The sequence below is a fragment of the Vibrio sp. Y10_XG_PY6 genome, from assembly GCF_024181795.1.
GTDB lineage: Bacteria > Pseudomonadota > Gammaproteobacteria > Enterobacterales > Vibrionaceae > Vibrio > Vibrio diabolicus.
Window position 1 is genome coordinate 101,549 of record NZ_JAMZAQ010000001.1, and the last position, 21,001, is coordinate 122,549.

Annotated in this window: 18 protein-coding genes; 8 read left to right on the forward strand and 10 right to left on the reverse strand. The window is 44.3% G+C overall.

Translation table 11 applies throughout. The features are described 5' to 3' along the window. Positions 1-18: 18 nt before the first annotated feature. From NL644_RS00515 to NL644_RS00530, 4 genes are read right to left on the reverse strand one after another with little or no spacing between them, the layout of a single operon-like run. Positions 19-804, reverse strand: coding sequence for an outer membrane lipoprotein-sorting protein (locus tag NL644_RS00515; protein WP_085342431.1), 786 nt, complete (start codon positions 802-804; stop codon positions 19-21). Next, entirely contained in the window at positions 797-2,065 is a 1,269-nt protein-coding gene (locus NL644_RS00520) for an ABC transporter permease (RefSeq protein ID WP_114322675.1), read from the reverse strand. Before NL644_RS00520 ends, NL644_RS00515 begins: the two co-directional genes overlap by 8 nt. After that, entirely contained in the window at positions 2,053-2,751 is a 699-nt protein-coding gene (locus NL644_RS00525; protein ID WP_054866749.1) for an ABC transporter ATP-binding protein, read from the reverse strand. The genes NL644_RS00520 and NL644_RS00525 overlap by 13 nt, the downstream gene beginning before the upstream one ends. Positions 2,752-2,760: 9 nt before the next feature. Further along, a complete protein-coding gene (locus NL644_RS00530) occupies positions 2,761-3,429 on the reverse strand; it encodes a hypothetical protein (protein ID WP_114322676.1) in 669 nt (222 codons plus the stop codon). A 407-nt stretch (positions 3,430-3,836) separates the two neighbouring features. On the opposite strand from NL644_RS00530, the gene rodA reads away from it, so the two are divergent. After that, positions 3,837-4,919 carry a rod shape-determining protein RodA gene (gene rodA, locus NL644_RS00535; protein WP_074190274.1) on the forward strand — a complete coding sequence of 361 codons (1,083 nt, stop codon included), beginning with the start codon at positions 3,837-3,839 and terminating at the stop codon, positions 4,917-4,919. A gap of 73 nt (positions 4,920-4,992) precedes the next feature. Here the strand turns inward: rodA and NL644_RS00540 are convergent, their stop codons facing one another. The 3 genes from NL644_RS00540 to NL644_RS00550 form a co-directional block, all read right to left on the reverse strand. Beyond that, complete coding sequence (locus NL644_RS00540) at positions 4,993-5,709, reverse strand: YebC/PmpR family DNA-binding transcriptional regulator (RefSeq protein WP_005392082.1); 717 nt, start codon at positions 5,707-5,709, stop codon at positions 4,993-4,995. Positions 5,710-5,844: 135 nt separating this feature from the next. Then, complete coding sequence (locus NL644_RS00545) at positions 5,845-6,054, reverse strand: DUF3283 family protein (protein ID WP_005374484.1); 210 nt, start codon at positions 6,052-6,054, stop codon at positions 5,845-5,847. Between the two features lie 100 nt (positions 6,055-6,154). After that, the gene (locus NL644_RS00550) at positions 6,155-8,050 is read right to left on the reverse strand and encodes an ATP-binding protein (RefSeq protein WP_114322677.1); all 1,896 of its coding nucleotides are present in this window, start codon (positions 8,048-8,050) and stop codon (positions 6,155-6,157) included. 68 nt (positions 8,051-8,118) lie between these two features. On the opposite strand from NL644_RS00550, the gene NL644_RS00555 reads away from it, so the two are divergent. After that, a complete protein-coding gene (locus tag NL644_RS00555; protein ID WP_006740908.1) occupies positions 8,119-8,874 on the forward strand; it encodes an ABC transporter substrate-binding protein in 756 nt (251 codons plus the stop codon). Positions 8,875-8,945: 71 nt separating this feature from the next. Here NL644_RS00555 and ribA read toward each other — a convergent pair whose 3' ends face one another. After that, a complete protein-coding gene (gene ribA, locus NL644_RS00560; RefSeq protein WP_074190277.1) occupies positions 8,946-10,007 on the reverse strand; it encodes a GTP cyclohydrolase II in 1,062 nt (353 codons plus the stop codon). Between the two features lie 281 nt (positions 10,008-10,288). Beyond that, positions 10,289-10,486, reverse strand: coding sequence for a PA3496 family putative envelope integrity protein (locus NL644_RS00565; RefSeq protein ID WP_005392088.1), 198 nt, complete (start codon positions 10,484-10,486; stop codon positions 10,289-10,291). Positions 10,487-10,847: 361 nt separating this feature from the next. Here NL644_RS00565 and NL644_RS00570 point away from each other — a divergent pair, with 361 nt between their 5' ends. From NL644_RS00570 to NL644_RS00580, 3 genes are read left to right on the forward strand one after another with little or no spacing between them, the layout of a single operon-like run. Next, positions 10,848-11,735 (forward strand): ABC transporter ATP-binding protein, encoded by an 888-nt coding sequence (locus NL644_RS00570; protein ID WP_114322678.1) that lies wholly within the window; start codon positions 10,848-10,850, stop codon positions 11,733-11,735. Continuing rightward, complete coding sequence (locus NL644_RS00575) at positions 11,698-12,630, forward strand: ATP-binding cassette domain-containing protein (protein ID WP_114322679.1); 933 nt, start codon at positions 11,698-11,700, stop codon at positions 12,628-12,630. The genes NL644_RS00570 and NL644_RS00575 overlap by 38 nt, the downstream gene beginning before the upstream one ends. Then, positions 12,630-13,097, forward strand: a complete 468-nt coding sequence (locus tag NL644_RS00580) for a transcriptional regulator (protein WP_114322680.1) — start codon at positions 12,630-12,632, stop codon at positions 13,095-13,097. Before NL644_RS00575 ends, NL644_RS00580 begins: the two co-directional genes overlap by 1 nt. 289 nt (positions 13,098-13,386) lie before the next feature. Here NL644_RS00580 and NL644_RS00585 read toward each other — a convergent pair whose 3' ends face one another. Then, positions 13,387-15,357: a replication initiator protein RctB domain-containing protein gene (locus NL644_RS00585; protein WP_005392102.1), complete on the reverse strand. Its 1,971-nt coding sequence runs from the start codon at positions 15,355-15,357 to the stop codon at positions 13,387-13,389. Between the two features lie 1,240 nt (positions 15,358-16,597). Here NL644_RS00585 and NL644_RS00590 point away from each other — a divergent pair. From NL644_RS00590 to NL644_RS00600, 3 genes are all read left to right on the forward strand, one after another. Beyond that, positions 16,598-17,815: an AAA family ATPase gene (locus tag NL644_RS00590; protein WP_005374503.1), complete on the forward strand. Its 1,218-nt coding sequence runs from the start codon at positions 16,598-16,600 to the stop codon at positions 17,813-17,815. Positions 17,816-17,822: 7 nt separating this feature from the next. Next, positions 17,823-18,797: a ParB/RepB/Spo0J family partition protein gene (locus NL644_RS00595; protein ID WP_006740903.1), complete on the forward strand. Its 975-nt coding sequence runs from the start codon at positions 17,823-17,825 to the stop codon at positions 18,795-18,797. 105 nt (positions 18,798-18,902) lie between these two features. Continuing rightward, a complete protein-coding gene (locus NL644_RS00600; RefSeq protein WP_114322681.1) occupies positions 18,903-20,930 on the forward strand; it encodes a tRNA(Met) cytidine acetyltransferase TmcA in 2,028 nt (675 codons plus the stop codon). The last annotated feature ends 71 nt before the right edge of the window (positions 20,931-21,001 follow it).

Sequence of the window (21,001 nt, forward strand, 5' to 3'; positions counted from 1 at the left end):
CTATTTACGAAGCTCAGACTAAAGCTGAGTCGTATTGGCTTTCGGCAAATAACTTGGGTTGTAGAACTTGTTATCCAGCTGCCAAGGCACGATTTCTTGGTACTCGATAACGGTCTTTTTGCTCGGCTGAATGCTATCAAGCAAGGTCATCTCACTGACGTAGTCTTCACCGTTGTCAGTTGCACGCCCATATTGCGCTTGCTTGGCGAGTTTGCCAGAGCGCAAGTAGAGATCGGCTTTGATTGGAAACGCATCTTGCTCAGACAACCACAAGTCGATCTTCTGATAGCTCGCCCCTTTGGTTTTCGCGGTTAAAGCAAGGTGATAAGCCGCGACACTTTCCCCGTTTACCGAAACGGTTTCTGTCGCTTTCCATTCACCTTGATAATCTTGGCTCCACGTCAGGGTTGAGATGTCGCCGATAGACGCTTCACCAAGCAGCTTTTGCATCGGCGTAATGCGAATCGGACGGCGGCTCTTTGGCATTTGCAGCCAGTAGTTGTCGCCCATCATCAGCATCTTTTGCCCAGCTTCGACTGCCGATTTGAACACCACCAACGATTCACGATTTGGACGCGTGTACACGTGGTAAAGGCGGGTTTTATCTAATTCTTGGTCTTGATATAAGCGCACCAATGACACCACTTTGGAAGAATCATCTTGCAAGCGGTAGCTGTCGGCTTTTTCAATCAATTGCGCGACTTGCTGTGCATCTAACGCTGTTTCATTCGCACTGGCATTCATGCTTGCCATGCCGCTTACCGTCAGCAGTGCAATTGGTAATAGTGATTTGAAATTAAACATAAATCAGTGCCTCCGTAATTGGCTTGTTCACCCCTTTGCGCGCCGAGAAAAACGCCGCAACCAAACAAATCATCAATACTGCGAATCCTGCGACAGCCACCAACTCCCAAGAGAAGTAAATCGTCAATGGGTAACCTTCCGTGCGTCCTGGCGGTGGCGGCATTTGCACATCCACGACCATCAGTAAGACGGTAACTAACGCAGTGAACAAAGCGCCGATTAAGCTGCCAATCACCGCAAGCAACCCTGCTTCGTGCAAGAACCCAGCAATGATTTCGCGAGGGTAGCTACCAAGTGCTGACAAGGTGCCGATTTCACGTGTACGCTCGGTGACCGACATGGTCATGGTGTTGAACAGCGCGACAAAGACCACCAAAGCCATTACTGCACCCATGATGCCGAAGATACGGTCGTACAAATCTTTCACTTTGAGATAGAAGAACGCACGCTCTTGCCAAGGCGTAATCTCAATATCTTGGTCACCAAAGTTCTGCTTTTGCTTACTCAGAACCGAAGCCACTTGTTGCTCGACTTGGCTCGTTAAACTGGTATCGAACAGGAAGACCGATAACGCGCTGACTTTGTCTGAGCCCAACAACGATTGCGCACTATTGATGTGCACGTAAAGCTGGCGTTTATCAAGCTCAGGTACGCCAGTTGAGTAAATGCCACGGACTTTGAAGTCATATGCGTTCAAAGCACCGTCGGTTGTGGTCGCCAGCAAGGTGATCCAATCGCCAACGTGCACGCTTAGGTTGTTTGCCAAATCAACGCCGAGCATCACTTCTGGCTCTGCTGGGTCATAACGCGATGCATGAATGTTGGAAAGTGTTTGCCCTTCGCGCACGTCCAAAAACGGTCCTTTCATATCGAATTCGCGTTCGTTCACGCCAATGCCGATAAAGATCGAAGACTTGTTGCCGTTGGAAATCAAACCGCTGAATTCAACTCGTGGTTGAACGCCTCGCACTTCATTCAACCCAATCAATTGCTTGGTGATATCGTCGGCATGAGTTAACCCGTTACTCAGCGGCATCTCTTCTTCTTTAGCGAAGTAACCCGGCGTGGTTAACGTCAGATGCCCCGTGTCACGTGCTGTCGACTCTTTCAAACTGTCGTAGGTGTATAGACCAAAACCACCCGCACTGGTTAAGGCAAACACGGCAATGGCGATGATCAGCATCGACAACAAACTGCGACGGCGATTGCGTTGCAGGTTCAACCAAGCAAGGCGAACGGAAACTGGAATTAGCTTGCCCATGAAACCTCCTCCACACTCTCGTGTATTTGGGTAATCTTGCCATCCACCAACTCAATGGTTCGATCGCAGCGGGATGCCATGCGAGGGTCGTGAGTGGCGACGATAAAAGTAGTACCAAGCTCGTGTCCGAGCCCTTTCATGATATCGATGACCTTGTTGGCAGTTTGGCTATCAAGGCTGGCGGTTGGCTCATCGGCAATCACCAACGCCGGTTTGTGTACTAAGGCGCGAGCAATTGCCACGCGTTGCTGCTGACCGCCAGACAGGTTATCGGGCATGTGATGAATAAACTCACCCAAGCCAACGTGTTCTAGCATTTGTGTGGCAAGCTCGGTTTGTTCTGCTTTTGAAAAGCCGTTGAGGTGCAGCGGATAAGCCACGTTCTCTAACGCTGTCATCACAGGTACAAGATTGAATTTTTGGAACACAAAACCAAGCTTTTCGCGGCGCATTTTCGCAGCTTGCATTTGTCCGGTTGGGTATGGGCTGCCTGCAAATGTCACCTGACCTTGGTATTGAGTATCCAGCATGCCAAGCACGTTAAGTAAGGTGCTTTTGCCTGAGCCAGACGGTCCGCATAATGCCACCATTTCGCCCGCAAATACTTCACCAGACACGTCTCGCAATGCATGCACGGTTTGGCTGCCAAGGGCGTAATCGCGACTAAGTTGATTAAAAACGATCATGACGCCTCCCTAATATTTCGCTAGCAGCGCTTTCGCGGTTTGCGTTTCTAAATTGCTATCACCCAACTGCTCCATTTGCGCTAACCATGTTTTGGCTTGTTGAACGTCTTCAGCGCGCAGTGCCGCTTCAATGGCGTAGCGATAAATCCAAGACGTTGCCGCAAAAGGTTGCTGACTAAAACTCGGTTCATCGAGCAGAGAAAGGTACAGCTCGTAGCCGCGCTCAAAGTGATTGAACATGTCTGGCAGAGAGGTAAAGGTAGTGGCTGCCATGGCGGTGGCTAGTTGGTATTCCGGCAAGCCTTGTAAACGTTGTTGTTCTTGCAGTGGTACTGGCTGATTCGCCATTAAATCCAAACCCTTTTGGATTGTGGCAAGACCGCGCTCGGTGAACTTCATCTTGTTCCAAGGCATAAACGCCTCACGACCTTGCAACGTCTCAGCACTGCCTAAATACACCAAGGTCACCGGCGTTGCGCCCTGCTCTTCGAGTTGTTTGGATAGTTCGCCGTAAACGGTATCAACCAAACCAGAATCACCCTGCGCTGCTTGGTTGAACTGACTGAGTGTGCGCTCGCTTGGGTTAGCTAGAGCCAGATTGCTGCTGAGTGCAAATGCGGCGATAAACGTACTTGCCAGTTTAAGAGCTTTGACTGAGCGAGATTGAGAAACCATCATGTACTGTCCTTAGTTGAACGTGATTTGATGGTTTCAGATTAATGGAGAAGATCGCACACTGCTTTTGCATGCGACCAATGGCAGTTATTTAGAATGAACGGTTGTTTGCTGCGATGAATGACATTCCCTTCTTAAAGAGAGCATATATCCCTGCTTGTTTGTAAGCGTCCATCTTTCACCACAATAGGAATAAAAATACTGGCTTAAAACCTGCGTCTAGTGTATTTATCCATTCCACAGCTTTCCAAGCAGCTTACCCATAACAGACGACATCGACGCTCCTCTCATACACACCTTTGCATGGTGTCTGTTATTTCCAAATAGGATTCTTAGCATCGGAATAGTTCGAACTCTCGAGTTCTGGTTGTTTTCGCGCTCGAACTGGGTGCGTTATTAGGTCGTAGAAAATGAATAAGCGTTTTTTCCCCAGGGTCGATTTGCCACTGCTGATGGCGATCATTCCGATCATGCTATTGAGTACACTAACACTTTGGAGTGCCAGTGGCTTTAATGAGGCCATGCTCTTCAAGCATTTAGCACGCTGCGGACTGACCTTGGTTTGTATATTGGTCATGTCATCGATTCCCGCCGCTAGCTATCAACGCTCAGCTCCATATCTCTACATTATTGCGGTTGCGCTGCTACTTGCTGTCGCTTTGTTTGGCGATAGCACTAATGGTTCTCAACGTTGGCTCGATATTGGCTTTTTTCGCTTTCAACCCTCGGAGCTAATCAAACTCTCGATTCCAATCATGATCGCGTGGATGCTACATATTGAAGGTGGCAGACCAGATAGTAGGAAAATCGCATTCTGCTTACTCATCACAATGATTCCTGCTGGGTTAATCGCGCTACAACCGGATTTAGACGGTGCAGTTTTTACCGTCATTTACGCCTTATTCGTTTTATTTTTAGCTGGCATGAGCTGGAAAATAATCGGTGGCTTTGTCGCGAGTATATTAACGTTGGCGCCAATTTTGTGGTTCTTCGTCATGGAGACGTATCAAAAAAGCCGCGTTACTCAGTTCTTGCACCCGGAGTCGGATCCGTTAGGTTCGGGCTACCAAATCATCCAATCTTTAATTGCGATAGGCTCCGGCGGAATGAAAGGCAAAGGTTGGATGAATGCTACGCAAGGAACACTTGGCTTTATTCCAGAAAGTCATACGGACTTTATTTTTTCGACTTATGCCGAGGAGTGGGGTTTTGTTGGTAGTTTAGTCTTGCTCACACTGTACTTGTTTATTACCGCGCGCGTCATGTTGCTTGCATGTCAGTCTGACCACTTTTTTAGTCGGCTTGTGAGTGGTGCATTAGCGATGAGCTTTTTCCTGTATGCTTTTATCAATACAGGCATGGTGAGCGGCTTGTTGCCAGTAATGGGAAGCCCTTTGCCGTTCTTTAGTTACGGCGGCACGGCCATGCTGACGCAAGGCATCTGCTTTGGTGTGATCATGTCACTGTGTTATTCCAAATATCGCAACGTATAATGCTGCTAGCAAAGAGTGCGATCAAAAAAGGCTTCCCTCGGGAAGCCTTTTTACAACGGTGGAAGCTAAAAAATTATAGCTCTGCGTTGTGGTAAACCTGCTGAACGTCGTCACAGTCATCTAGAAGATCTAGGAATTTCTGGAACTTCTCAGCATCTTCACCCGCTACTGGAGTGTGAGTTTGAGGAACGAAAGTGATTTCTTCCACATCGATCGTTAGATCTGGGAACGCACCATTTAGTGCTGTCTTCGTCTTGAAGAACTCTGTATGAGGAGCGAATACAGTGATCACACCGTCTTCTAGCTCAACGTCAGTTACGTCTACATCTTCCATCATTAGCGTTTCTAGGATGATTTCATCATCGTCGCCTTTGAACTGGAATACCGCTTGGTGATCGAACATGTGAGAAACTGAGCCCTCAACACCAATTTTCGCACCCACTTTAACAAAGCATTGGCGTACATCTTGGAAAGTACGGTTGCCGTTATCGGTCAGACAATCAACGATAACACTAGTACCGCCAGGGCCGAAGCCTTCGTAGCGCGCTGGTTGGTAATCTTCACCACCGCCGCCACTCGCTTTGTCTAGTGCTTTGTCGATAACGTGCGCTGGTACCTGATCTTTTTTCGCTTTCGCGATCAGGTGGCGAAGAGACAAGTTCATGTCTGGGTCACTACCGCCGTTTTTCGCGCACATGTAAATTTCTTTACCGTATTTGGAATAAACTTTAATTTTCGCGCCTGCAGTTTTCGCCATAGAGGCTTTGCGCACTTCAAAACTTCTTCCCATCGGGATGTCTCTCTAAATTCAAATTTAATGCGAAGGATTTTAGCAAAAAGCGAAACCTTTTCAATTTCGCTTAGCAAAGGAATGGGGAGGTTACCTCATTCGCCACATAGTTTTATACCGTTGTCACGATTCGCGTTAAGCGACACCCATTACTCGTTTGTACTTTTCGACCGATTGCTGAAAAAACGCTTTTTCATCAGCATCGTTAATCTTGGACAACTGTTCTTCTATTGCTTCAGGACCAGATTTGGCCTCTCTGAGCTTCCAAACCAAAAACGACGCTTGTTTATCCAGTTCGATTTTGTTTTTTTCATCAGGCGGCAATAGGGATAGATTGAACGACATTTACAGCCTCAAGGTACTTTAAATACTAGCCGCGCACTATAGCATACAGAGTTACAATTGCAGAATAGAAACGCACTTAACTTGATCAATTTCAAGTTAACTATTTGGGACCCGCACTGATTTTCAGCGCTTTTGGTAAAAACTGCTCGAATATTTGATGCAACCGATCTTTGGTCACAGGTTTGGCGACAAACTCATTCATACCGACGTCAAAGCAATGTTGTTGATCTTCTTTAATAACATTGGCACTCAACGCAATAATGGGAACGTGTTTCCCCCACTCTCCCATTTGTCGAATACGCTCAGTAGTAATGAAGCCATCCATCACTGGCATTTGGCAATCCATAAACACCAAGTCAAAAGCTTGCTTCTCACATAGCTGAAGCGCTTCTTCACCATGATTTGCGACGCTCACTCGAACGCCGAGCTTTTCCAACATAATACGCACGACTTTCTGGTTTACGATGGTATCTTCAACAATCAATACCCAAGGTTGATTGTCATGCTGGAGGCTGGTTTCATTATCTTCAACTTTTGGAAACGTCAAAACATTAGGTCGTTCCGTGTAGGTAGACCGTGCTTTTACTACAACTGGAATCGAAAACTCAAAACAACTACCGAGCCCCAACTCACTTGTCAGTTGGATTTCTCCTCCCATTAAGTTCACCAACTGAGCACCAATCGCCAAACCAAGGCCGGTACCACCGTACTTTCTGGTTGTACTGCCATCGGCTTGTTGGAAACGTTCGAAAATCGCTTGTTGGTTCTCTTTCGCAATACCAATGCCAGAATCAACGACGCGAAATCGAATCATGGCGACATCATGCTCTTGACGTGTTAACTCAACAAGAAGCTTCACATGACCTCGATCAGTAAATTTGATCGCGTTGCTCAACAAATTGTTCAATACCTGTTTTAAGCGTGCAGCATCACCTTGCACTTCCGCTGGCAAGTGAGGATCAATATCGCTAAGCAATTGCAGATTCTTCTGCTTGGCTTTGACGGCGTGTAAGCTGATCACATCATCCAAAATACGGCGCAGATCATAGCTCGCATTTTCTAATTCGACTTTACCTGCTTCGACTTTAGAAAAGTCGAGAATATCGTCGATGATCGTCATTAAAGAGTGAGAAGAACTATCGATGATCTCTACAAACTCTTTTTGCTGAGGATCGAGTTTGGTGTCACCCAGTAATGAAGCGACACCAATAATGCCATTCATCGGTGTTCGAATTTCATGGCTCATGGTGGCAAGAAATTCACTTTTTTTGCGGTTAGCGACTTCCGCTCTATCTCTTTCTTCTTCGAGTTCAGTCTGATGCTCACGGACTTTCTCAACGCTTCGGTTGTATTTCTCCGCCAACACGCTCACTTCATCAAAACACCAACGCTTTGGGAGCGTAACTTTGCTTGGGACCTTCCCGCCACTAAAATCGCTCACGGCGCCGGAAAGCAGTTGGAGAGGATTGACCAAAAGGCGGAAGGCGACCCAAAGCACGCCAATTATGAGCAATAGGATCTTGATCGCTTCTGTCGTGAGCAAGAAAAAAAATTGTTGCCAAAGATCTTCATAAATCGAGCTCAGATCCGCCTGAACAGTCAATGTCGCCAGCTCATAGGTTTTATCACCAACACGATATTGCATCGGCCAACTTCTTTCTACGACATCCTCAGAAAGTGCGGTGCCCAGTTCGACGATAACTTCGTCTTCATTAGCGATACGTAAATAATCCACAGAGGGCATGCGCATTGCGCCCTCTGCTTGAGTGAGTAACAGCTCCCTATCCTCCACCCATAAGCTGGCAGAAAAGCTCGATAAGTAACTGGATTCGACCTGCTTTAGCTCGACGTGCAAATGGGCTAAATCTTCGTTAAAAACTCGATATAAACTCACAGCGGAAATGATGACAGTAAAGATTAAACTCAACGTTAGCACCGCCAACATAAGTTGGTTGCCGATACTAAATCGACGTTGAGATCGCTCTTTTTCATCCATATGAAATCGCTCCGATAAACTTGCGCTACTCTAAATATAGCCACGCGTAAATAATAATCGAGGATACGATGAAAAGACTTCTACTTAGATTGGCTTTTAGTTTTATTGCGATAGGAACTTATGCTACTGCCGCTGAAGTGAACTATTACGTTATCGCCGACCAAGCAAGGCCATTTCAAATAGAACAACAGGGGCAAATGCATTCCGGGATTGTGACTGACATCGTCAGTGCCATTTTCGCTGAATCAGATTATCAGGTGAATTATCATACTTATCCGTTTAAACGAATGATCTCCATATTAGAAGAAGGTGGCGAACCAAACTGGCTAACTTACGGCAGCCCAAATTGGGGCAAGGTGCAATCAGAAAACTTGTCTGAAGAGCCCATTTACACTGTAAAACATGTATTGGTCTCTAGTAGTGAGAAACCGTTAGAGTTCAAGAATATGGACACCATGCATGGCCGATCTATCGTATTACTACTCGGTTTTGATTATCCGAATTTAATCCCATTCTTTGAGGATGGTAGTGTGAATGAAATACGCGTTAAAGATTATGATGCCGCATATCGAGTGATAACTCGAACACCAGGAGATACAGCCTTCGTCGAAATGGAATCACGCGTTATGTACAACTTAAAACGCCTCAATTTGTCGCTAGAAGATTTTCAGATCCAATCTTTCGACTCAGTTATCCCTGACTACTCGATCTATTTGGCCTTTTCGCCCCAAATGCAGCCAGAAACTCAGGACTACATCAATACACGTTTGGCTGAGTTAAAAACATCGGGTGAAATTGATGAGATCATTCAAAGGTATCAATAAATGACCTAACGAATGAAAACGCCAACGATTCTATCGTTGGCGTTTTCATCTATTGAGACATAGATGATGCTTTACTTGGTGTGATTGACAAACTTAGGATCAAACATGTGCCCTAATTTACTCGCCTTAGTTTGCAAGTAGTGTTGATTGCTCGGATTATTACCTTCTTGCAAGGGCACACGCTCAATGACGTTGATATCAACCGCTTTTAACGCAGCCAGCTTACGTGGGTTGTTCGTCATTAGTCGCACCGCATCAATGCCCAAATGCTCTAACATCCCTTTACAAAATGCGTAATCACGCATATCGGCAGCAAAGCCCAAACGTTCATTGGCTTCTACAGTATCGGCGCCATCGTCCTGGAGGTGATAAGCTCGAATTTTATTAATCAAGCCAATACCACGTCCTTCTTGACGCAAATAAAGCAGTACACCACATCCCTCTTCGACAATATTTTGTAGCGCCCTGTTGAGCTGAAAACCACAGTCGCAACGCGTACTAAACAAGGCATCGCCAGTAAGGCACTCCGAATGCAACCGAATAAGCGGTGCAGCGCTGCTTGCAGGCTCTCCATACACGAGGGCAAGATGCTCTTTGTTCGTGGCGGTTTCAACGAAGCCATACATCATAAATGTGCCCCATTGGGTCGGCAATTTGGCTTTATCGATGAACTTCACGAGATTGTAGGGCTCGACATGTCTCAGCTCAGCCCGAACGTTCATCAGAATTTCTCCTAAATGATTTTCTCCTTTACCGTCTCCCCCATCCCCCCAAAAGGCATCTTTGTGAGAATGCTCTGTGAGACAAGCGTTACCCGTTCTCATTAACTGCTGCGCTAAAGGTGGATTTTGCAGAAACTTTTCTCTAACGATGAAAGCCATAACGGCCAACTTCATATCCTCCCAGTCACTTCTGACGAAATGTTCGTATTTTCGGCTTAAGGCGAATGCTTCATCGGGAGTGCTCGCGTGTTGAATTTTGCTTTGTAACTGCGCATCGAGGAACTTTTGGGCTTGATAATAATGTTCGCTGGTGGGCCAAGTTTGGGAGGATATATTGACTGGGGCATGGCAAAAATTGGAAAGAAAACCGTGGGGCTCATCGGGCTCATAAAAAAGGATTTGGTCAACCATACTCGCGCTCCTTGCTTTGTGGTCGCGATAATCAACAAAAAGCATATCGCTATTGATATATCTTTTAGTAACGCTAGGTAAGATTGTCAAACTTCTACACAGATGAAAATGAGTTTGGATCTAGAACTTTTTAGGTGAAATAGAGGTGAATTAGAACGTTTGGATAAGAAAAATAAAGAGATGTGAGATGTTGTGGTGAGACGCAATGGCTAAAATGGAAGGAAAAATAAAAAGGGCAGCCCGACGACTACCCTATGGATTGCTATACCAAACTAGAGCAATCAGTGTATCAAGCCAAGCTCCCTTGCTTCTTCAATGGTCAATCCACTTTCACGGATTTCACGTAGCGCTTCAATGCGTCTTCTGGCTTCTGCTGATTTCACTGTTTTCTCAGGCTTCACAACGGCTTCTTCATCAGGTAATTCCCATTTGTGAGCGATGTTGGTCATCTCGTCATGGTCGATAGAATTAATGGACATATTTCCTCCGAACACACCATGTTTTCGATGCGTAATCTATAGCAAAACAGGAACGAGGTGGTAAGAAAAACTGTAGGGAAATGTGACCCCTCCCGCCCTTTCGTTAACTCCTTAATAGATCCATCATTTAAGTTTTGCCAAGGGGCAAATTTACGATTAAATTTGAGTAATTACCCCTAAGAAAAGTGTGCTGATCCAGCTCTCAATTCTCGTCTTTCTTGACTTCATTAACAACGCCGGATACCACTTTTTATTTCGCCTAACTTTCGAGTCACTTCACTGATTCGCCGCGTGCCACTTTCTAAAAACCATCACACCTGATAATGATAATAATTATCTTTTACATTAGTAAGGTGTTTATATGGATGGTATTAACTTAAATCATGCATACCACAATAATCCGGTCATCCAGATCCGAGATTTATGCGTCGATTACATCACCGATAATGGTGATTTCAATGCGGTAAAATCCGTCAGCTTCGATATCGGCAAAGGGGAAGTATTTGGGCTTGCTGGTGAATCGGGATGTGGCAAAAGCACGATCGCATTCTCGATCAACCGTCTCCATAAGCCGCCAGCGTTCATTTCTGGCGGTAAAATATTATTTGATGGCAAAAACATTCTTAGCCTCTCAGATTCTGATCTAACCGCTCTGAGGTGGAGTGAAATCGCCATGGTGTTTCAAAGCGCGATGAACTCACTCAACCCTGTCTTAACGATCCAAGAGCAATTCGCAGATGTATTGCGTCATCACCAAGGACTCACCAACGCTCAAGCGAAAGATCGAGCAGAAAAACTATTGGACTTGGTCAATATTCCACGAGAACGGTTAACGGAATACCCTCACCAATTTTCAGGTGGAATGCGTCAGCGCTTAGTGATTGCTATTGCTTTGTCTTTGAACCCTAAGCTGATCATTATGGATGAGCCCACAACCGCTTTAGATGTGGTGGTACAAAGGGAGATTTTACAGCAAATCTATCAGCTTAGAGATGAATTTGGCTTCTCAGTACTCTTTATTACGCACGACTTGGCGCTGATGAGCCAATTGTGTGATCGCATTGCCATCATGCGGCATGGAGAAATCGTCGAAGTCAATCAGGCATACGAAATTCGCAATAATCCTCAACATCCCTACACACAAAAGCTATGGGCTTCTTTTCCAAACATCCACGACGTCCACAAACAACAGAACGACCAGGAGCGCAATCATGAATCAGCCTATCATCCAAATGAAAAACGTGATTAAAGAATTCAGAGTAGGCGGTGGTTTAGAGAAAGAGGAAACCTTCCGTGCGCTCCAAGGCGTGAGCTTTGATCTGTATGCAGGAAAAACGCTGGCTTTGGTTGGAGAATCAGGCTGTGGTAAAAGTACGTGTGCTCGCTTGATCACTAAAGTCTATCCGGCAACAGAAGGCGAGATCCTTTTCAATGGCACTAATATCAATGAGATTACGTCACGCTCAGCGCTCCAAGAGTATCGCAGTAAAGTACAAATGGTGTTTCAAGATCCGTTTGGTTCACTCAATCCAACTCATACCATTCGCCATCACCTCACACGCCCTTTAAAGATTCATAAGCAAATCAAAAGCGAGCGTGACATTCCTGTCCGCTTGGAAGCGCTTTTAAAGCTGGTGGAACTACCTGAAGAGACATTAAATAAGTTTCCTCACGAGCTTAGTGGTGGACAACGTCAGCGAGTAAACTTAGCACGTGCTCTCGCCGTCGGTTCGCAAATCATTCTTGCGGATGAGCCAACATCTATGCTGGATGTCTCCATTCGCCTCGGGGTACTGAATCTAATGCAGCGCATGAAGCAAGAGCTAGGAATCGGCTTTTTGTACATTACTCATGATTTGGCGACCGCACACTACATCGCGGAAGAAACAGCTGTGATGTACAAAGGGCAAATCGTTGAATGGGGTGATACACACTCAATACTGAAGAATCCGCAGCACCCGTACACCAAACTATTGATTTCAGCCGTTCCCGATCCAGATCTTCCTTTTGGTAACTTAGTGAAAAGTGAACCAAACTATTCGATAGATGCCGATGAAATTCGTAGTCGTAGCAGCATCATTGTCGACGAATTTGATCAAATAGGACCCAATCACTATGTAAAACAATGGACTGAGGCTGCGTAATGGAATTGAGGACTTGGCAAGATCAGATCGCCATGTGGTATGAACATCGGAAGCATGATCAAGTTGAAAAACTGGAAGCGATCTTATATCAAGCGCCCGACGGCGTGTTTGGTCCAGAACTGAACGAAGTTCAAAGCAAAGCGATTGCTTGCTGGCTAGACGGTTGTTTACGTGTGTTTCAACATGCTAGGTACCAAGATCCTCAAAAAGCGTATCAAACCTTGCTTTACACGAGCGCAAAGCTCGAGCAAGCGGCCTGTCAGGTATCGACCGATATTCTGATCAAAGATTGGTGTTTAAAGCGACTTCAGCACCTTACCGTTTTAGCGTTAGAGTTTTGTAATCAGCAATGTGATCAAAATGAGTGGCAAAAACAAGCACATAACTTGATCGAGTCGCATGTTGCTTTGATGCGTTCTTTACATTGGAATGAAGCCAAGAAACATGATCAAGGTTTATCTCATTAATCTGGAAAAATGATCAAGGCTTACTTTGAGGAATTTGAGGTAAAAAAAAGCGAGTTTCCTGAGGAGAAACTCGCGAAGTCTATTCAGAATGAATGTAACAATATGAGCCAATCTATTAATCATCAGAAAGGACAAAAGGTTGTCTATTCGTGATAAATAGTAGTCTCAGGCTTGGCTCCTAATGTCAGTGATTTGTTAGAGTTAAGTCTGTTTTTTATCATCGAAAGACATTGTTACATTTCAAATCAATACGCCACGCCTATTGCTTGATACACATCAAGCAACGCTTTTAAATCGCCATTTCATCCAGAGCGCGGAATACCATTTCATCCATGTGGCCATCGAAGATTTGACGGCACACCTTCCTACGTACCGCTAATCCAGCAATCAAGCGTTCAATGGTAAGATGCTTAATATCATTTTGAGTGTTAAACAGCTCGACGGTTTTGCTTAATGTCTCATAAGGAATTGGCTCATCCCCTACCCTTAGCCAATCAAGCTTCTCTATGTAATCAGAGCACTCTTCTTTGATTGAGGCATACGAGTGCCCTGTCATCGCAGATAAAGCCGTTATACTGCGTTCTAGAGCCTCTGGTGAGGTATATTTAGATAAAGTAATGGTGATCTCGTCTGCATTGATCTCTACCAGGTGTTTTCTTTGCTTCACGCGGCGGCCTAAATTCCCTCTTGGAGATGGCGCTTTGCGTTGGATAGGCTCAAATTCGCCGTCTATGATGCCTGAGAGCTCTTCAAGCTGTTGTCGGGTAACCATCTCATTACGAAGTGGGTTTGGCAGCGTAGGCGCCATGTTACGCTTTCCTGCGTTGGTTGTTCGCGCACGTGAATAACGTAAGACTTCTTCCACATCGCATTTAATATCGATCTGGTAGTCCATCACTTTGTCATTCTCGATCATAGTTTCGATCGTCAGGTGATAACCCCACAAATTCACGACAAACAGCTCATCCGTTCCCTTACCATCCGATAAACGCTTCAGCTCTCGGATCAAATCCATCGAGAATCGTCGCCATTCGATGTTACGTGCCAGCTTCTGGTTTAATTCACTCAGCAGCATGCAGTCAGTATGACGACGCACCATGCGGCTGCGGAAGAAAGAATACAGTTGGAATACCAAAGTATGTTGCTTCAAGATCTCTGGTGGGAACAAGAAGAAATAATCACGCGTTAATAGTTCTTCATAAAACGAAGGCTCCCAAACCAAAATGTACAAGTTTGGCTTGATACGAATTTCACCATCGCTTCCCTCTACAGGCGCTTCTTCAGACGCAGTGATGGTTCGAGCAAGAAAACGAAAACGATCACTTTTGAATCCTTCTGGCATGTTTTCACTTAGCCAACGACCAGTAAGTTCATGCAGCTGGAAATCGGTAAACTCAATACGATCAATACTGTCGCGAATAGAATCACGTGCTGGACCACTGTCTTTTTTGCCTCGAAGCGACAAAATATCAGTAATGTATAACGGCGTCTTGTTCGGCACGTGTGCTGCGTCGAGTTGATACTGATCTTTGTGATGATCATGGTATTGCACGGTCAATGTGAACAGAGCAAACAAGGTCATCAGATCATCCACAGTCATGATATTTTTGGATGATCGCGTTTCAATAACCGCTTTGGTACCAGAGATCGACACCATGGATTTCTGATAACTTTTTCGAGTTCTTGGTGGTGCAAGTGCTTGGTCAATGATCCCAGCCCAATTCGTTGGAGACACGACAAATTGATCGGCTTCATCTTTCATCGTTGGAGGGGTATTCAACCCATGTTCATTCAACAAACGCTTGTTCACTTGGGTTTGAGCCAATGCTTTTGAACGTTTTTGCTTTTCGTTTTGGCGTACTTTGTCTGTAACAAGACTTGTTGCACCCAACACTGAAATAAGCTGATTAGGATTAACAAACTTATGTAACATCGTCTTACCAGCAAGTCCTTCTTCAAACCGCACTGGAGTTTGAGTAAACAAACCAATGTTTACTGCTGCACGTAAGCGTTGTTGCAGAGCTGCACGAGTGAGTTGTCCGTCCGTCGCTTCCACAATCTCTGTGGTTGAAACCAATCCATCTTTGCTGCTGAAACCTCGCAATGAGATCAGATTAAGCAACTCTAAGATGCTTTTGGTCACCCCTTTGAAATGTTGGTACTGCTCTACCCAATCTGCAGAGGATTCATGTACCTCAAAAAGATGGCCATCCTTATGGCTTCTAGGTGCTTTAATCAGAATTTTTTCATCAGCCGTCATTTTAGATCCAGATCACACTAGCCGTAGTTGTGCTATGGTTCCGAAGAATAAAGAAAAACAGATCATAAATAAAGAAAAAAGATTGTTTTTTAAATAACTGATCTTTTTGATTAATCTGATCTTAATTGATTATATGATCTAATGATCTGGCTATCGTTTTGCCGCTAAGTGCATGTTCTATAAAGTGATTATTTTCATGCATGTCGGAACTATGATCATGTTAATTCTGAAACTATGATCAACAATAGCCTGAAAGCATGATCACATTTGCTCGTAAGCATGATCATTAAGTTTATGAAAAAATGATCAAAAGAGTCATGAAACGATGATCATGATGTTTTTACAGGTTATCCACAGATGCTGTGTTTAATAATGATCTTAATGAGAATTTTATTGAGCATTGTCGATGTTATTGATACTCGGATCGATGATCAAGAGCTGAGATAGCTATCGTTCTGGAGACAATATTGATGATAAATTACTCATGTGATGAAAATACATCCAAGTAGCTCTTATTCCGCAGTAAAACCTAGTTTCGGACTATTCTTAGGAAGCATGATCATGAGAGTAAGATTTATCATAGTAACTTGAACAATTTCATTGTTCCGGCTTATCTATCCACTAATTTCTTCTCCATCCCCCATTCTGACTGCACTCAACCGTAAATTAGAGACAAAAACTCATGCTTCCGAGAGATTCTATAGCTTGATCATATTTCCGATTGATGGATCTTATTTAATCCGCGTGTTTACACCCTCGTCTACTCTATTTTTCCATGATCATGCTTTCGTATTTGTGTTTTATCATGGAAGCATGATCATAAGCATACCTTGATCATACTTCCATAGGAACATCACTTGAACTGCCCTTTTTGGCTCGGATACATGATCAAGGTTGTTATTAGCGTTCATGTTGAAAGATTGCTTTCTATTTTTTGTTTAAATTAGGTTGGCCTAACATAATCCGTAATTTAGCTTAAGAATATAATCGTTCCGGTAGAAAATTGATTTACATTGTAAATGGGTGACGCTGTAACACTTTTATTTTTAAGTTTAAGGTGTCCATTTATTCGAAGATTATTTAATTAAAAATAGTTATGTTTTTTACCATAAATCATAAAAGCGTCGATTTGAGTGTTTTTTTATGTGATGGTTATTCAAAATGTTCGTGCACCTTTTTGTTGTTTTTGGTCTTTACTGCTGTACAATTGCAAGCATAAATCCTTCCAACGGAATTTGGCATGAAAAGAGAAAAAACGATTGAAAACCTTCTTGAGTTGGCGGAGCTGACTCAGCAGGTTCAAGCTGACCGTATTGAAATTGTTTTAGAAGAGCGAAGCGATAACTATTTCCCACCAATGTCTAAGGCGATGATGGAAACCCGTTCAGGTTTAACTCGTCGTAAGCTCGATGACGCGATTGGTAAGATGGAAGCGGCTGGCCATCAATTTACTAAAAATAACGCGAATCATTATTCAATTACGTTAGAAGAAGCACATATGCTTATGGATGCGGCTGAAGTGCCTAAATTTCATGAGCGTAAGAAGAATTCAGGTAACAAACCTTGGATTATTAACGTGCAGAACCAGAAGGGTGGTACAGGTAAATCAATGACAGCGGTCCATTTAGCGGCATGTTTAGCGCTAAATTTGGATAAACGCTACCGTATTTGTTTAATCGACTTAGACCCACAAGGCTCGCTACGTTTATTCCTCAACCCACAAATCAGCATGGCAGAGCATGACAATATCTATTCTGCTGTAGACATTATGTTGGGTAACGTGCCTGATGGTGTAGAAATTGACAGTGAATTTTTGCGTAAAAACGTATTGCTGCCAACGCAATACCCGAACTTAAAGTCGATTTCAGCGTTTCCAGAAGACGCAATGTTTAATGCTGAAGCATGGCAAACGCTATCTGAAGATCCATCACTCGATATCGTTCGTCTGCTAAAAGAGCAACTGATTGATAAAATTGCTGATGACTTCGATATCATCATGATTGATACCGGCCCACATGTTGACCCACTAGTATGGAATGCGATGTATGCATCAAATGCGTTGTTAATCCCTTGTGCGGCTAAGCGTCTGGACTGGGCTTCAACAGTAAACTTCTTCCAGCATTTGCCTACGGTATATGAAATGTTTCCGGAAGACTGGAATGGTCTTGAGTTTGTTCGCTTGATGCCAACCATGTTTGAGGACGACAATAAGAAGCAAGTTTCTGTTTTAACTGAAATGAACTATCTTCTAGGTGACCAAGTTATGATGGCTACTATCCCTCGTAGCCGTGCGTTTGAAACCTGTGCCGATACCTACAGCACAGTATTTGATCTGACAGTAAGCGATTTTGAAGGCGGTAAGAAGACGCTAGCCACCGCACAAGACGCTGTTCATAAAAGCGCACTGGAATTAGAGCGTGTGCTGCATTCTAATTGGCCGTCATTGAATCAGGGGTAATAAGTAAATGGCTTTGAAAACGTCTGAATTAAACGCGAAATTATTTGGCAAAACGAATAAACGTCGTGTTGTGACTCCACAAGAGGCGCAAACCGCGGCAAAAGAAAAAGCTCAAACGATTGAGCTAGCTGTCGCAGGTGAAAATATTGTTCAGTTTGAACTTGTTCGTATTCCTGCAGAGAAAGTCGCGACAGAAACAACGGTGTTTGTTGATAACGCTCGTGAGCAATCGTTCTTAAACGAGCATGCTTTATCTGATGTTTTAGTCACACTCAAAGAGCGTGGCCAACAATATCCAGCGGTGGGTCGTAGAACTAAAGATGGCAAGATTGAAGTTTTAGATGGTAGCCGTCGTCGCATGTCTTGTATCCTCGCGGAGCAAGATTTTTTGGTTTATGTTGCTGACAACATCAATACTGACCATGCAAAGTTTTTGTCTGATGTGGCAAATGCTCACAAGCCGCTCTCTTTGTACGAAAAAGGTAAAGAGATGCAGGCTAAACTAGATAGTGGTGAAGCTGAAGATCAGAAAGCATTGGCGAAAATGTTCCAGTGTAGTGAAGCGTTAGTAAGTGGCGCTTTAAAAGCGGCGGCATTACCGTTAGAACTGCTTCAAGCGTATCCCAATGTCGGCGATCTTGGTCGTCCAACTATCGTGAAACTGCACAAACAGTTTTCAACGTTGACGCCAGAGCAGCAGCAAGAGCTGTTAGATAAGTGTCGCTCTAGCGAAGGCTTTTTATGGCAGCGAAGCACAGCTCAAGGCGTTGCTCGTCTGACAAAAGAAGTCACGGAAAGCATCGAAAACTGGATTGCTGAGCTTGCACCAGCAAAACCTGGCAAGAAGACCGAAAAAGTCGACTTAGTAAAAGGTCGAGCAAGCTACAGCCGAAAAGGTAGCAGTCTGGCGTTGAACTTGAAGAAAGTTGACGACAGCTTGATGGAAGAGATTCTTGCCTTTGTGCAAAACAAGCTGCAATAACAAAAGATGATTGAATCAACCGCCTCCGGGCGGTTTTTTTATATCTGCGAAGCGTCAAATTAAAGATGTGATACCATTGCGTCAGTTCAACGTTGGATAGACAAAATGCAGACACAATCTGATTTCCTTTCATCACTTCAACAACAAGCTCACCAATCTTTCCAAAGATTCGGCATCGTCATTCAAGGCGAGTCTTCTTGGCAAGATGCATTGGTGTCAGAGTTCCATAAAACACAGATGTATCAACGTTGGTTTTGTGTCGGCGATTTTGGTTTGGAAAACGCATACAGTGTTTCGCCTAAACAAGGGCACATGTTGTTAGGCAGAGAGTGTGACGTTCTATTGTTTGATGCTCGAAATGGTTTTGACGCAAATAGCTTTACCGCCGCGCTTGGTTCATTGGTTGGCGGTGGTCTTCTTATTGTCATTACTGAGTCGCGACAACCTACGAATTTTGCTCAGCAATGGATGCACAAACAATGGGAGAAGCTCGTTGTTATTGAGCAAGACAAAGCATTGCCAACGGCTCCAGACATCAAGCAAGCAGAAAAAGAAAGCCACTACACGGAACAAGAACATGCCATTTCTCTAATTGAAAAGGTGGTGACAGGACATCGAAAGCGACCATTAATTTTGACCGCTGATCGTGGGCGTGGAAAAACAAGTGCTCTCGGCATTGCGTGTGCGAACTTATTACAGCAGAAGCCACTTAGAATCTTAATTACGGCACCATCTATAAAAGCTGTTGAGCCTGTTTACCAACATGCTTTACGTTTACTCCCTAACGCACAGCGTATTAAGAAGGACAGATTAGAATTAGGGCAGGGAGCCATTCAATTTATTGCTCCTGACGAACTTCTATCGAGCCGACCTGAATGTGATTTGTTACTTGTCGATGAAGCGGCTGCAATTCCAGTTCCTATGCTCAAAAGCATTACCGAACATTATCATCGACTCGTTTTTTCTACGACTATTCACGGTTATGAAGGTTGTGGCCGGGGCTTTACGATTAAATTTGTTGATTGGCTTCAGAAACAGCGTTCGGGAATGAAAACATGGCACATGACACAGCCCATCCGCTGGAGCATGAATGATGCGCTCGAATCATGGCTCTATGACGCGTTTTTGTTGGATGCGGAGTTAACGCACCATCAACTTAACCAGGTCGACTCAATTTCCCTTTCTAAAGCCGATAAGGACGATTTGATATCGCAGCCTAGTTTGCTGCGCGAGTGCTTTGCTCTTTTGGTGAATGCTCATTATCAGACCTCGCCGAATGATTTGATTCACCTTTTGCAAGACGACAACAGTCAGCTCTATTTTGCTAAGCAAGATAATGCGGTTGTGGGGGTAATATTAGCGGTCGAAGAGGGGGGGCTTGACGCTGAATTGGTTGAAGAAATTCAGCTTGGTAAGCGTCGTCCTAAAGGACACTTAGCCCCAGTTACGATTGCAAACCAACTAGGATTTCCGAATGTCGCGAATCTATCGACGCTGCGAGTCATGAGAATTGCTGTTCATCCAGCATTGCAAGGAAAAGGCATTGGTCAAAAAATGCTGCAGAAACTTGAGCAAATGGCTGCTAAACACATTGCTTACTTATCCACGAGTTTCGGTGCGACTGAAGAATTGGTCCATTTTTGGCGACAATCGAACTTCCGTACAATTCGCTTAGGATCAATGCGCGATGCTGCTAGCGGTTGTTATTCAGTCTTGATGGTCAAAGCTCGTGATTCCAAACAGACGGCTTGGGTCGATGAATCTCAGGCGCTATTTGAAGAAATGTTGTCTAACAATGTGGCTGACGCCTATCCAAAATTAGAAGCCTCAATTTTTCGAGCTCTATTACCGCAACCTTTGGGAATGAGTCCACTTCATCCCGCTAAGTTATTACTAATTGAATGCTATGCTGATGGTGGTAACAGTTATGAGTCCGTGTCTGCTTGGCTTCAGCAGTGGTTACTTAACTTAGGTTTGAACTCCGCTTCCGACTTGATGATCAGTAAGCTTTTTCTTAACCGTAGTTGGACTGAATGTGCTCAGCAATTTGGGCTACCTGGAAGAAAGCAAGTTGAGCAGCAGCTAAGGGACGAAGTAAAGCACATTTGGAACGATTTACACTGTAAACAATAAGGTGAGATTTACACTGTAAATGAAATTATTAGGAGCTGATTTTACACTGTAAATCCAGCTCCTTTTTTATT

Bases quoted from the DNA above. Each gene is read 5' to 3' on its own strand.
- NL644_RS00555 (WP_006740908.1), top strand. From the start codon at position 8,119: ATGAAAAGACTTCTACTTAGATTGGCTTTTAGTTTTATTGCGATAGGA.
- NL644_RS00515 (WP_085342431.1), bottom strand. From the start codon at position 804: ATGTTTAATTTCAAATCACTATTACCAATTGCACTGCTGACGGTAAGC.
- NL644_RS00595 (WP_006740903.1), top strand. From the start codon at position 17,823: ATGGCTTTGAAAACGTCTGAATTAAACGCGAAATTATTTGGCAAAACG.
- NL644_RS00580 (WP_114322680.1), top strand. From the start codon at position 12,630: ATGGAATTGAGGACTTGGCAAGATCAGATCGCCATGTGGTATGAACAT.
- NL644_RS00540 (WP_005392082.1), bottom strand. From the start codon at position 5,709: ATGGGAAGAAGTTTTGAAGTGCGCAAAGCCTCTATGGCGAAAACTGCA.
- NL644_RS00585 (WP_005392102.1), bottom strand. From the start codon at position 15,357: ATGACGGCTGATGAAAAAATTCTGATTAAAGCACCTAGAAGCCATAAG.
- NL644_RS00525 (WP_054866749.1), bottom strand. From the start codon at position 2,751: ATGATCGTTTTTAATCAACTTAGTCGCGATTACGCCCTTGGCAGCCAA.
- ribA (WP_074190277.1), bottom strand. From the start codon at position 10,007: ATGGTTGACCAAATCCTTTTTTATGAGCCCGATGAGCCCCACGGTTTT.
- rodA (WP_074190274.1), top strand. From the start codon at position 3,837: ATGAATAAGCGTTTTTTCCCCAGGGTCGATTTGCCACTGCTGATGGCG.
- NL644_RS00565 (WP_005392088.1), bottom strand. From the start codon at position 10,486: ATGTCCATTAATTCTATCGACCATGACGAGATGACCAACATCGCTCAC.
- NL644_RS00550 (WP_114322677.1), bottom strand. From the start codon at position 8,050: ATGGATGAAAAAGAGCGATCTCAACGTCGATTTAGTATCGGCAACCAA.
- NL644_RS00520 (WP_114322675.1), bottom strand. From the start codon at position 2,065: ATGGGCAAGCTAATTCCAGTTTCCGTTCGCCTTGCTTGGTTGAACCTG.
- NL644_RS00575 (WP_114322679.1), top strand. From the start codon at position 11,698: ATGAATCAGCCTATCATCCAAATGAAAAACGTGATTAAAGAATTCAGA.
- NL644_RS00590 (WP_005374503.1), top strand. From the start codon at position 16,598: ATGAAAAGAGAAAAAACGATTGAAAACCTTCTTGAGTTGGCGGAGCTG.
- NL644_RS00545 (WP_005374484.1), bottom strand. From the start codon at position 6,054: ATGTCGTTCAATCTATCCCTATTGCCGCCTGATGAAAAAAACAAAATC.
- NL644_RS00530 (WP_114322676.1), bottom strand. From the start codon at position 3,429: ATGATGGTTTCTCAATCTCGCTCAGTCAAAGCTCTTAAACTGGCAAGT.
- NL644_RS00570 (WP_114322678.1), top strand. From the start codon at position 10,848: ATGGATGGTATTAACTTAAATCATGCATACCACAATAATCCGGTCATC.
- NL644_RS00600 (WP_114322681.1), top strand. From the start codon at position 18,903: ATGCAGACACAATCTGATTTCCTTTCATCACTTCAACAACAAGCTCAC.